Raw genomic sequence first — 11,488 nt, 5'->3', positions numbered from 1 at the left:
ATCGCTATGGACCTCAAGCAAATCCAGTATTTCATCGCGCTGTTCGAAGACGGTTCCGTCACGCGTGCCGCAAAGCGCCTGAACATCGTGCAGCCCGCATTGAGCATGCAGATTGCCAGGCTCGAAGACGAACTGCACCAGCAACTCTTCGAACGCGGTGCGCACGGCATGGCCCCGACCGCGGCGGGGCGGCTGATGTACCGCCTGTTCCTGCCGATCGTGCGCGATCTCGCCCATGCCCGGCAGCAACTCGTGCAGCGCGACGAAGTTGTGACCGGTCACGTTGCGATTGGGCTGATCGCCTCGGTGACGGAGAGCGTCCTCGCGGATTCGCTGTCGCGCTTTCATACGCGTTATCCGCACGTCGAAGTGACCGTGGCGGACGGTTATAGCGCCACTTTCATCGATTGGGTGGCGGGCGGCCAGCTCGACGCTGCGCTGATCAACAAGCCCCGCTCGCGGCTGTCGCTCGACGCGCAGCCGCTTCTCGATGAGGAGATGGTGCTGGTCACCAGCGCCACCCACGGCCCCGATCTGCCGCACGCGATCGAACTGGCGCAGTTGCCCGAACTGGAGCTCGTGTTGCCGACCAAACGTCATGGCCTGCGCGGCGTGCTCGATACAGCCGCGCAGCATGAAGACATCCTGCTTGCGCCGCGCTTCGAAATCGATGTGCTCTCCACCATCGTCAAGCTCGTGGAGAGCACGCGTTTTGCCACGATCCTGCCGCGCATCGCCGTTGAACGTGCCGTGCGGCAAGGCACGTTGCGCGCCTATCCGATCCTCGCGCCGCGCATCGTGCGCCATATCGTCTGTGTGAGCCACCCGCGCCGGCCGCTGAGTGCGGCGGCTGACGCGTTGATCTCGATCATCGCTGACGAACTGCGTCAAGTGTCGATTGGGCCGGATATGAACGCCTCCGCTGCCACATGAGCGGACCTCGATGGTTCGCCGCCCATCGTCCTGATTCAAGTGGTCGTCGCGCCAGTGGGCTGATGTAGCGTCGTCATAAACCAGCAAACCTGTACCGGATACTGCCGCAACGCCTCCGCTAACGCGCCGAGCACGGTTGCAACTCCCGCCGGCTTTGAGGAAGGGGCATTGGCGGTCTGGAGAAATGCTTTCAGCTGGCTGGCACCGAGTGCACGGCTATAGAAGAAACCTTGACCGAATTCGGCCCGGCTTGCCCGCGCGACGTTGTGATGCGCCGCGTTCTCAATTCCTTCGACCACGACCACGGCGCCCATCTCATGGCCCATGCTTGTCAACGCACTGATCGTTCTGGAGCGCTCATCGGGATCCATTCCCAGCACGTCCCTGTCGATCTTCACCATCTCAAAGGTCATGTCTGCCGGCAGTTCAAATCCGACGTCAGTGGGACGCACGCCAACGACAGGTTGATACTCAACATGGAACCGGCGCCCACTCGAACAACTGCAGATGGCCGAGACCGGGCCGATGGCGAACACACCAAGTCGACCCATTGCTGACCTTCGCTCGACGCCGGCGGATGACCGCTTCGCAGCCGAATTCGGTCGATCAGTCGGTAGGTGAACGATCCGAACCGAACCGCGTGCTGGGTGCGCTACCGCGCCCGGATGGCTCGCCGCAATCGCGAATTGAACTGCGCTAGCTCTTTGTCAGCGAGCACGTAGTCGCCGCAATCGTGCAGGCGGGCAATGGCGAGATCCAGGAACGCTCGGACTCTCTTGGGTTGAGCAGTTCGGCTTCCGTAGTAAACGTGCAAACTAAAGTACGTGCTCATATGCGGCAAGAGAACGGGAACCAGTCGTCCCGCGCGGATATGGCACGCAGCCGAGAGACTCGAGAGCTGCCCCATGACTTGCCCCGCGAGCACTGCTTGCACTTCCAGCTCTGAATCGTCCGTCGCGAACGCAGGGGACACCTGCCGATGTTCGAGCTTGCCATCCACGGTCAAGTACCAGGGCGCTACCTTGCCGGTGTCCGGATGCCGGAATACGCTGCAGCGGTGCGCCGCCAGGTCATCGACTGTCGATGGCGTTCCGTGCGCCTTGAGATAGTCGGGCGCCGCGCATACGATCATCTGGATCGGGAAAAGCGGCCGACCGATCACGCCCTCACCGGCCGACGCCCCAATCCTGAAACCGACATCGACGCGATCCAGTACCCAATTGCCGATACCGTCATCGAGCTGGACGTCCGGCTGGATACCGGGGTGCGCGCGGCAGAACTCGTCGAGCAGTGGCATGAGGAGCGCGGCGAACGACGATTTCGGTCCAACGATGCGCAGCGGGCCCGCGATTTCATCCTTGGACTCCCGTGCTTGGGCCACGGCCCTGTCCAATGCCGCCAGAGCGGGCTGGGTATTTTCCAGAAATCGTTGGCCCTCCTCGGTCAGAGCGAGGCTACGCGTCGTCCGATGCAACAGACGAACTCCCAGATGCAGTTCCAGTTGTGCGATGGTCTGACTGGCTGCCTGGGGTGTGACGCCTTGAGCCAGTGCAGCCTGCCGGATGCTGCCGAGTTCCACGGCTTTGGCGAACATCGCGATGGCCTTAAAGTCATTGACAGACATGGTCAATTCTTCTGATGGGGGGCGAATAGAATGGTCTGACACAGCGCCCAGTATCAAGCTGAAGTTGATACTGATACAAGATTTATTCTACTAGTCACTTGAAACCGAGACTTCTAAAGTTGAGGACATCGGGCCACTTGCCCACGTCGTCAACTGCAAGGAGCGCATCATGGATAAGCGGCAACTCGGCCGTTCTGGACTTGAGGTTTCAGCGCTTGGCCTTGGGTGCATGGGGTTGAGCTTCGGTTTCGGCCCGGCCATCAGTCGATCAAAGGCTGTGGAGTTAATCCGGGCCGCCTTCGATCGGGGCGTGACCTTTTTCGATACCGCCGAGGTCTATGGGCCGTATCTCAACGAAGAGGTCGTTGGCGAAGCACTGGCGCCCGTCCGCGATCACGTAGTCATCGCGACCAAGTTCGGCTTCACCTTCGGCGATGACGGAAAACAGCAAGTTTTGAGCAGCCGGCCGGACCATATCCGGTCGGCGGTCGAAGGGATGCTCAAGCGTCTCAAAACCGACGTCATCGACCTGCTTTACCAGCACCGCGTGGATCCACAGGTGCCTATCGAGGACGTCGCCGGCACGGTGAAGGAACTCATCCAGGCAGGCAAGGTAAAGCACTTCGGCCTCTCAGAGGCTGGAGAGCAGACCATCCGGCGCGCGCATGCTGTGCAGCCCCTGGCGGCGCTTCAGAGTGAGTATTCAATGTGGTGGCGCGAGCCCGAGGAAAGGATCCTGCCTACGCTGGAGGAACTCGGCATCGGCTTCGTGCCGTTCAGCCCCCTCGGCAAGGGTTTCCTCACGGGCGCAATCGCCCAAAACGCGGTCTTTGGCAGCGACGACTTTCGAAGCAAGGTACCGCGCTTCACGCCCGAGGCACTTCAGGCAAATCAGCCACTTGTTGACGCGCTCGGGGCCATAGCCAGGAGCAAAGGTGCGACGCTAGCTCAGGTTGCACTCGCATGGCTGCTCGCCCAGAAGCCCTGGATCGTACCGATTCCCGGCACGACGAAGTTGCATCGTCTGGAGGAAAACCTTGGGTCGGCTGAAGTGGAACTGACCGGGACCGAGCTTCAGCACATCGACCAGGCGCTCGCGAACGTCGAGATTCACGGCGATCGTTACCCGGCCGCCCTGAAGGCTACCGCCTGATTCGACGAGCTGTCTGATGATGACATGATGGTCGTCGCAACGCTGGAGACGGGCACCAGCAGCTGCTTCTCGCATCGCGATCCGGGCGATCGTAAAGTGGATGAGCGAACGAAAGCCTGGCCTCTAACATGCAATCGGGATGGTTACCCGCAGATCGGACGTCGCCCAGGTCACGCGCGTTGACGAGCGCCGCGCGGCCACTTGCCCACGCCGCCGCTCTGTTCTTTTGGTCATCCCCCATGCCCAGCAGGAATGACAGTTATGCATGCATGCTGTCTTCTCCGCGGGTTTGCATTGACTGACTATTCCTACCACGCAATGTGCGTTAAACCTCATCAGGAAAGGAATTGACATGTCACTTCAAGCCAGGCTCGACGCATTCAAGACCGATTTCAAAGGCGGAAAGGCCCCGTACTTTGCACCGCCGGAAATCCATCCGATCATGGAACGTGCGACAGCCGAACTCGCGGCGTCCGGTCAGGCTGCACGCGCTCTGAAAGCAGGCGACGTCGCGCCGGAATTTACCCTCAATGATCCGGATGGCAAACCCGTGTCGTCTGTCGAACTGCTGAAGCAGGGACCGATCGTGATCAGTTTCTACCGTGGCGTATGGTGCCCGTATTGCAATCTTGAACTGACGGCCCTTGAAGAAGCGCTACCATCGTTCAAGGCCGAAGGTGCCAGCCTGATCGCGATCTCGCCGCAGAATGCCGTGAACAGCCGCAAGTCCGTCCGTACCAACAAGCTGAGCTTCCCGATCCTGAGCGACACGCACAACGATGTGGCAGCCGCATTCGGCATCCGCTTTGCTTTGCCCGACTATCTCGTGGATCTGTACAAGAACCTCAAGAACGATCTACCGGCGTTCAACGGCGACGATAGTTGGACGTTGCCAATGCCGGCGCGCTACGTGGTCGGGCAAGACGGAACGATCGTGTACTCGGAGGTCAACCCGGACTATACGCGCCGTCCGGAGCCTCAGGATATGTTGCCGGTTCTCCGCAAGAAGCTTGATTCGGTATCCTGAATCGGTCTTGCTTCGTTCCCGGCCGTAAGCCGCCGGGAACGATTGAACAGGCAAACCGTTACATCAACATCGAGGCAAGATGAAATCACGCACTTTTCTTGTAACCGGTGCCAGCAAAGGCATCGGCAGAGCCGTCGCGGCGCGGCTGAACGCAGACGGGCACCGGGTAGTGGGACTGGCGCGTCAGGCAGACGACCCTGGCTTCCCAGGAACACTCGTGTCTGTCGACCTCTCCGACCGCGTGAAAACGCAGGCTGTGCTCGATAGTCTTGTGGCGAAATACAAGTTCGACGGCCTGGTCAATAACGTTGGCCTCGTCAAACCGCAGAGGCTGGGCGCCATCGATCTGCACACGCTTGACTCCGTCATGTCGCTCAATCTGCATCCAGCTATACAGGCGGCGCAAGCTCTGCTGCCCCATATGAGCGCCCAAGGCTGGGGCCGAATCGTCAACATAACGAGCCTCACTGTCCTTGGCATCGTGGAACGTACGGCTTATGCGGCCGCCAAGTCCGCCCTGGTGAGTTTTGCGCGCTCCTGGGCGCTTGAGCTGGCGACCACCGGCATCACGGTCAATTCCGTCGCACCCGGCCCCACGGAAACCGAACTGTTTAGAGCCAACAACGCGCCAGGAAGCGAAGGAGAGCAGCGGTATCTTGCTGCCGTCCCAATGAAACGCTTCGGCAAGCCAGACGAGATTGCCGCAGCCATCACTTTTTTGCTGTCCGACGATGCTGCTTTCATTACGGGTCAAACGTTGTTTGTCGACGGCGGCGCCTCGATCGGCAAGGCCTCAATCTGAGGGCCGAATATCTCCTCGGTCCAGGCGACGAAAGCGCGCACCTTTGCACTGACCATGCACCCACTGGGCAAAACCGCTGTCTGGCGAACCGCTACCAGGAGAGGTCTGACCGACAGCAAATCGCCGTTGTGGCTCGCTGCCGCAGTTGCAACAGCCATCGAACGTGTTACCGCACTCGTGCCGCAAGCCGGTGCTAACTGATCCGCAAGGAGTAACTTCATGAGCAAGTTGTTTTCAGCCGTCAAAGTAGGTCCTTACACGCTTTCCCATCGCGTCGCGATGGCGCCATTGACACGCATGCGTTCGGAGCCCGGCGATGTGCCGGGCGATCTGATGGTTGAGTACTACACGCAGCGCGCAACCGAAGGTGGTCTCATCGTCACGGAGGCAACCCCCGTTTCGGTTCAAGGCTACGGCTACGCAATGGCCCCGGGAATCTACTCCGACGATCAGATTGCAGGGTGGCGCCGCATCACGGATGCCGTGCACGCCAAAGGCGCGCGCATCTTCCTCCAGTTGTGGCACGTAGGCCGTCAGTCTCACCCCGATCTTCAGCCAGGTGGCGCGCCGCCCGTTGCTCCGTCCGCGCTGAAAGCCGAAGGCCATGCGTATTCGGTGAACGGCGAAGTCGAATTCGCGATGCCCCGCGCGCTTGAATTGAACGAAATCCCCGCCATTGTCGAGGACTTCCGCAGGGGTGCCGAGCGGGCACTGCGCGCGGGCTTCGACGGTGTGGAACTGCACGGCGCAAACGGCTACCTGCCGGACCAGTTTCTCCAGGACGGTTCGAATACACGCACCGACGAGTACGGTGGACCGATTGAAAATCGCGCCCGTTTTCTGCTCGAAGTGACGGACGCACTGATTTCGGTGTGGGGAGCGGATCGGGTTGGCGTGCGCATTGCACCAAGTGGCACCTATGGCTCGATGCATGACAGCGACCCAGAAACCACCTTCGGTTACGTGACGGAGCAGTTGGACAAGCGCGGCATCGGCTATCTCCACGTGGTCGAGCCACGTATCAAGGGCACGGAAACGATCGGCGAAGTTCACGATCCGGTCGCGGCGCGCCATCTGCGCCCGAAGTTCACCGGCACGCTAATCGCTGCAGGCGGCTTCACGAAAGAGACTGCGGACGCGATCATCGAAGCGGGCCACGCGGACATCGTCGCGTTTGGCCGCCAATTCATCGCCAATCCCGATCTGCCCGAGCGCCTGCGGTTGAATCTGCCGCTCAACCGGTACGACCGGAGTACTTTTTATGGCGGAAACGCACGCGGTTACACCGACTACCCATTCCATGCTGAAACGCAGGCGGCGTAATTCTGCACCCCACCATCCAGACCCGGAAGAGCGGATTCCGGTGCTTGACTCCCTTCACATAAGCACGCCCTGAACGACGCAGCGACCTGCGCTAACGTAGCGCCGGTCGTTGCGTTGGCCACTAAGGCACGGCAGGGCGAGAGTTTCCAACCTATCTCGCAGGACTCGATATGAGCATTCTGGTTACCAGCGCTTCTGGTTCGAACGGCGATGGATACGGGGTGCTCCTGTCATTCCGACTCGACGGTACTTTCATTGGTTCGTTCAGCGACGACCCTCGCATCGTCGATCCTCGCGGCATGAGCGTCAGTCCGGATCGGCAGCATCTTTATGTCAATAGCGGAAACGACCGCATCCTTACACTCGACACCAAAGGGACGGTGGTACGCGACACAGGTGCCGTTCCAGGACTGAATGCCGGAGGTGGCCACCTGGGACCCGATGGCCGCTATTACGTTGGACTGCGTAGCGCGCGGACAATTGCCGCGTTTCCCCCCTATCTCGACGGCGCCGCGCAATCCGTACTGCCCGCCGGTGTGGTTCCGTACCCTCGCGGATTCGCCTTCGGCACGGATGGCAAGCTTTTCCTCGCGTCCGGCATCGGTCCGGACGGTGAGGGTGAAAACAACATCGTCGTGTTTGATCAGGACGGTGAACTGCATGCTTCTCGCTTCATTACGGACGACGCAGTGAGTCCACTGGATCTCACGATCGGGCCGAACGGGAACGTGCTTGTGTCCAGCGAGTTTCCCTTCGGAAAACCGGACGCGGTATGTACCGTCCGCGAGTACGACAGTTCAACCGGTAGCCTTGTCCGCGTGTTCCGGGTGGATCGGAAGACGAACTTTCATCGTCCTCGGGGTCTGCGCTTCGACTCCGAGGGATATTTGTTTTGCGTCGCTCAGAACACCGTCATTGCGTTCGACTTCGCCGACGGGCGCTGCCTGGGCCCGATTGTCGATAAGCCAAAGTTGAACGGCCAGGCGATCGCTTTCTTTGCTTGACACACCGATTCGACACGGACGCTATTCATATTCACCGATGTGGCTTTTCGATCACGAACTGGCGAGCGGCGAGGTTCAGTAACTCCTGCCGGACTGGACGCCGCCCGCTATCCCCATCGTTCTCTCCCTCGCTGGCTTGGACGGTTTGTGGCCGCAATGAGCCCGGCGGTGGTCGACTCAGAACGACCCACAGGGGATGGTTGACCGAAATTCACGAGTCGCGATCGCGGCGGCCGGATTCGGAGTTATGTATTCGGGCCTGTACGATGTATCGGCTGCATCGGGGCAAGCGCTGAGCCCAATTGGCCAGGGCATTTTTCCGATTGCGCCGGAATTGCTAACATTACGGCAACATCCGATGCATGACCTGATCGCGAAGCACAAAGCGGTGAAACAACGCCGCAGCAACATGTACCGCGATCAGTGCAAACAGCACCCACGCCAGGACTCCATGGACGTCCCCCATCGCGTGTCCGAATGCGGAACCTGCCGGGGTCAAGCCGGGGAATGGCACGACGCCTAAAAAATTTACGGTCCAGCCACGTGAAGATGCGTTGATCCATCCCAACACCGGCACGATAACCAGCGCGGCGTAGAGAAGCAGATGGGTGATCCGGGAAGCGGCACTCAATATTGGCGACAATGCGTCGGGCGGAGGCCGATGCGTGAGTCGCCAGATGATTCTTAGCGCCATAGCGGCAACCAGCGTCGCACCGACGCCGAGATGCCACGCGATCAGTCCAACCGGCTTTGTATCGTGATGAACATCAGGCATCGTCCAGCCAATCACGAACTGAATCGTGATCAACACTACGATTGACCAGTGAAGGAGACGCGCTACGCCGTCATAACGTGCTTCAGCCGATCGTCGAAAATCCGCCATGGAGTGGTCGCCTGGTTTTGATTGCGTTCATTGCTCGCCCGTGGATTCAACGGAACCCGCGAACATCGGTTTCGAAGATGCTACCGCTAACACCTGGCCCACTCGAAAGCCTTGCGATTGAACCGGAGATGAAGAACCACAGGCATCCGGACAGAACCGAAGCAATCGCGGGCACGCAAGTCGTCTTGTGACCAGCGGCATGCACGCAATCGCCACCTCCGTTGCTGCGCGAAAGATCATCGATGTAAGCACGTCTTCGGAAACACGGAACGGGCCGATAGCCAGAAGTGCCGCGGCTTCTATCGCGGTGGCAGCAGTTAACGCTGTCAGGAGACAGGCTCGTAGCATGTCGATCGTGGATGGTGTCATGGCGCAACTCGCCGATGCGGACGAACGTAGATATCGAAGGCACTTTCATTTTCCTTGTAGCGATCGATCAACCGATGGACCTCGGCTGGTTCCAGGTGACAACTGTGCATCCATGCGCGGTTAGCTGATACTAATGGCCGAACCTGAAGGAAATCTTAAGCAGGTCGGCATCATGCGCTTTCATTGCCCCAACGTGGTTACACTGGCAAATATGGCCAGGCGCGTTGCCGCGTCGATGACAGTTTTGCCGGATGCTTCTCTGGGCGCACCTGTATGCGAATACTTCTTGTCGAAGATGACGATCTGATTGGTAGTGGTGTCGAAGCAGGACTTCGTCACGCAAATTTTGCGGTCGACTGGACGCAGGACGGTCGCAACGCGCAACTGGCTCTCGAAACCACCGACTATGCGCTGGTCGTGCTCGATCTCGGACTGCCCCGAATGTCGGGCCTCGAACTCCTGGGATGGTTGCGGGGCTGTGGGAAGAATGTGCCAGTGCTTGTGCTCACCGCAAAAGGGACGGTTGCCGACAAGGTGGGCGGCCTCGAGGCGGGTGCGGACGACTACCTAGGCAAGCCTTTTGACCTGACGGAACTCATTGCACGCTGTCGTGCGCTTTTAAGGCGCTCGCAGGGGCGCGGCGTCGAAGTCCTCCGATATCGCGCTCTGACTGTCGATCCGGCCGCCAAGACCGTATTGCGCGACGATGTCCGCATTCCGCTGACTGCTCGCGAATGGGCCGTGCTGCATCAGTTGCTGACGCACCAGGGTGTGCCGCAATCCAAATCTCGTCTTGAAGAAAGCTTGTACGGATGGCACGAAGAAGTCGAAAGCAACACGATTGAAGTACATATATCCAACTTGCGTAAAAAGCTTGGGGCGGATTTGATCAAAACCGTCCGGGGTATCGGGTACGTGATGGAGCAGGCATGATGCCAGGATCGATACGCGGTCGACTCGCGCTGCTAGTGCTCGCGAGCATTATCCTGGTGTGGGCTATCGCCCTCGGCTGGAGTTACCGTGAGGCGACGCGCGAGGTTGGAGAATGGGACGACGCGCGCCTTGTTCAACTCGCGCAGTTCATCGTTCTGCTCGATCAGAACGACCTCTCGGTCCTGTCCAGGACGCGTATCGACGCGCGTACCGAATACGGCCGCGGTCCCGGCCACACAAACGGCAACGATGGCGACAAGTCGCCGCGCGAAGCGCTCTTCCAGGTGCGCGATGCACAGGGACGCGTCCTGGCCAGCAGCGCGCAGCTCGAGTCCCTGGATGCGTTCGAGGTACCAGCCGACGCCACAGCAAGCGCGCGAAGGGTAACACTTGGCGGCCAGCCGTGGCATACCTATGTGCTTCACGATGGTGTGTCAGGTCGTACGGTACGAGTGCTAGAGTCAACCAATCAGCGCAGTGACCTGACCACCGGGGTAGCACTTCGTATTGCGAAGCCGATCGCTCTGGCGTTGCCAGTTCTCGCATTGCTGGTCTGGATCAGTATTGGTCACAGTCTGGCGCCTCTTGAGGCGCTCTCGAAGGCGATCCGGACAAGAGATGCCAGCAAACTCGAGCCGATCAGGATCGGGCCGACGCCGGTCGAAGTCCGTCCACTTGTCGATGCAATCAATCAACTGTTGTCACGACTAGGACTTTCAATCAACCGCGAGCGAGCATTCACCGCTGACGCTGCGCACGAGCTGAAGACACCGCTGGCCGCGATCAAGGTTCAGGCACAAGTTGCGCTCGCGGCTCAGGACGCCGCCCAGCAACAACTTGCCATGCAGCGGGTCGTACAGGGCGTGGATCGCAGCGCCCATCTTGCCGAACAGTTGCTTCTGCTGGCCCGGCTCGACGAACATCGCAAGGTACCTGCGCAACCTGTTGCACTTGCTGCGCTCGTCAAGGATGCCATTGCCACCAACGAGCCAGACGCTCGACGAAAAGGCATGACCGTCGCTCTGGTCGGCGACACTAACTACATGGTCATGGCGGAGCCGGTTTTGATGGACATTGTGCTCGACAACCTGATTGACAATGCGATCAAGTATTGCGATGAGGGCGGCCGAGTCGAGGTCTCTATCAGGCGCGACGCCGATGCGGTCGTGCTGACAGTCGGAGATAACGGCCCCGGCGTGGATACGGAGGACATCACGCGTCTGACCGATCGCTTCTTTCGCGTGACTGGCAATGGTGCGAACGGCAGCGGACTCGGCCTGTCAATCGTCGCCCGCATCGCGGAGTACTTTGGAGCAAGGTTGGACTTTGATACTGGCATCGGCGGCCAGGGACTCGCAGTCCATGTTTCATTTCCCGGCGCCGATGCCAATCGCAATCTCAACGAGCCACGATGACGGCGCGGTGGCACTTCACACC

General features: G+C 59.9%; 11 protein-coding genes. 8 read left to right on the top strand and 3 right to left on the bottom strand.

Going from position 1 to position 11,488, the window contains the following annotated elements; all coding sequences use genetic code 11:
- The first annotated feature begins 6 nt into the window (after positions 1–6).
- Positions 7–933, top strand: coding sequence for a LysR family transcriptional regulator (locus tag BUS06_RS28900; RefSeq protein ID WP_074267783.1), 927 nt, complete (start codon positions 7–9; stop codon positions 931–933).
- 35 nt (positions 934–968) lie between these two features.
- Here the strand turns inward: BUS06_RS28900 and BUS06_RS28895 are convergent, their stop codons facing one another.
- Positions 969–1,346: an EAL domain-containing protein gene (locus tag BUS06_RS28895; protein ID WP_367946981.1), complete on the bottom strand. Its 378-nt coding sequence runs from the start codon at positions 1,344–1,346 to the stop codon at positions 969–971.
- 239 nt (positions 1,347–1,585) lie between these two features.
- Entirely contained in the window at positions 1,586–2,557 is a 972-nt protein-coding gene (locus BUS06_RS28890; protein ID WP_074267782.1) for a LysR family transcriptional regulator, read from the bottom strand.
- A 169-nt stretch (positions 2,558–2,726) separates the two neighbouring features.
- Here BUS06_RS28890 and BUS06_RS28885 point away from each other — a divergent pair, with 169 nt between their 5' ends.
- The 5 genes from BUS06_RS28885 (at position 2,727) to BUS06_RS28865 (ending at position 7,866) form a co-directional block, all read left to right on the top strand.
- Positions 2,727–3,710 carry an aldo/keto reductase gene (locus BUS06_RS28885; RefSeq protein ID WP_074267781.1) on the top strand — a complete coding sequence of 328 codons (984 nt, stop codon included), beginning with the start codon at positions 2,727–2,729 and terminating at the stop codon, positions 3,708–3,710.
- Between the two features lie 352 nt (positions 3,711–4,062).
- Complete coding sequence (locus tag BUS06_RS28880; protein ID WP_074267780.1) at positions 4,063–4,737, top strand: peroxiredoxin-like family protein; 675 nt, start codon at positions 4,063–4,065, stop codon at positions 4,735–4,737.
- Between the two features lie 79 nt (positions 4,738–4,816).
- The gene (locus BUS06_RS28875) at positions 4,817–5,539 is read left to right on the top strand and encodes an SDR family oxidoreductase (RefSeq protein ID WP_074267779.1); all 723 of its coding nucleotides are present in this window, start codon (positions 4,817–4,819) and stop codon (positions 5,537–5,539) included.
- A gap of 219 nt (positions 5,540–5,758) precedes the next feature.
- Positions 5,759–6,862 carry an alkene reductase gene (locus BUS06_RS28870; RefSeq protein ID WP_074267778.1) on the top strand — a complete coding sequence of 368 codons (1,104 nt, stop codon included), beginning with the start codon at positions 5,759–5,761 and terminating at the stop codon, positions 6,860–6,862.
- 170 nt (positions 6,863–7,032) lie between these two features.
- Positions 7,033–7,866 (top strand): NHL repeat-containing protein, encoded by an 834-nt coding sequence (locus BUS06_RS28865; RefSeq protein WP_074267777.1) that lies wholly within the window; start codon positions 7,033–7,035, stop codon positions 7,864–7,866.
- A gap of 343 nt (positions 7,867–8,209) precedes the next feature.
- On the opposite strand, the gene BUS06_RS28860 is transcribed toward BUS06_RS28865, so the two are convergent.
- Positions 8,210–8,749: a cytochrome b gene (locus BUS06_RS28860; RefSeq protein WP_074267776.1), complete on the bottom strand. Its 540-nt coding sequence runs from the start codon at positions 8,747–8,749 to the stop codon at positions 8,210–8,212.
- 642 nt (positions 8,750–9,391) lie between these two features.
- On the opposite strand from BUS06_RS28860, the gene BUS06_RS28855 reads away from it, so the two are divergent.
- Together BUS06_RS28855 and BUS06_RS28850 are read left to right on the top strand one after the other, a co-directional pair.
- The gene (locus tag BUS06_RS28855; RefSeq protein WP_074267775.1) at positions 9,392–10,051 is read left to right on the top strand and encodes a response regulator transcription factor; all 660 of its coding nucleotides are present in this window, start codon (positions 9,392–9,394) and stop codon (positions 10,049–10,051) included.
- Positions 10,048–11,466: an ATP-binding protein gene (locus BUS06_RS28850; protein ID WP_074267774.1), complete on the top strand. Its 1,419-nt coding sequence runs from the start codon at positions 10,048–10,050 to the stop codon at positions 11,464–11,466. Before BUS06_RS28855 ends, BUS06_RS28850 begins: the two co-directional genes overlap by 4 nt.
- Positions 11,467–11,488 lie beyond the last annotated feature (22 nt).

The sequence above is a fragment of the Paraburkholderia phenazinium genome (assembly GCF_900141745.1).
GTDB lineage: Bacteria > Pseudomonadota > Gammaproteobacteria > Burkholderiales > Burkholderiaceae > Paraburkholderia > Paraburkholderia phenazinium_B.
The sequence above is the reverse complement of the archived record's forward strand: the minus strand, read 5'-3'. Positions and strand labels throughout refer to the sequence as shown.

Bases quoted from the DNA above. Each gene is read 5' to 3' on its own strand.
- BUS06_RS28890 (WP_074267782.1), bottom strand. From the start codon at position 2,557: ATGTCTGTCAATGACTTTAAGGCCATCGCGATGTTCGCCAAAGCCGTG.
- BUS06_RS28870 (WP_074267778.1), top strand. From the start codon at position 5,759: ATGAGCAAGTTGTTTTCAGCCGTCAAAGTAGGTCCTTACACGCTTTCC.
- BUS06_RS28895 (WP_367946981.1), bottom strand. From the start codon at position 1,346: ATGACCTTTGAGATGGTGAAGATCGACAGGGACGTGCTGGGAATGGAT.
- BUS06_RS28900 (WP_074267783.1), top strand. From the start codon at position 7: ATGGACCTCAAGCAAATCCAGTATTTCATCGCGCTGTTCGAAGACGGT.
- BUS06_RS28860 (WP_074267776.1), bottom strand. From the start codon at position 8,749: ATGGCGGATTTTCGACGATCGGCTGAAGCACGTTATGACGGCGTAGCG.
- BUS06_RS28850 (WP_074267774.1), top strand. From the start codon at position 10,048: ATGATGCCAGGATCGATACGCGGTCGACTCGCGCTGCTAGTGCTCGCG.
- BUS06_RS28855 (WP_074267775.1), top strand. From the start codon at position 9,392: ATGCGAATACTTCTTGTCGAAGATGACGATCTGATTGGTAGTGGTGTC.
- BUS06_RS28875 (WP_074267779.1), top strand. From the start codon at position 4,817: ATGAAATCACGCACTTTTCTTGTAACCGGTGCCAGCAAAGGCATCGGC.
- BUS06_RS28865 (WP_074267777.1), top strand. From the start codon at position 7,033: ATGAGCATTCTGGTTACCAGCGCTTCTGGTTCGAACGGCGATGGATAC.
- BUS06_RS28880 (WP_074267780.1), top strand. From the start codon at position 4,063: ATGTCACTTCAAGCCAGGCTCGACGCATTCAAGACCGATTTCAAAGGC.
- BUS06_RS28885 (WP_074267781.1), top strand. From the start codon at position 2,727: ATGGATAAGCGGCAACTCGGCCGTTCTGGACTTGAGGTTTCAGCGCTT.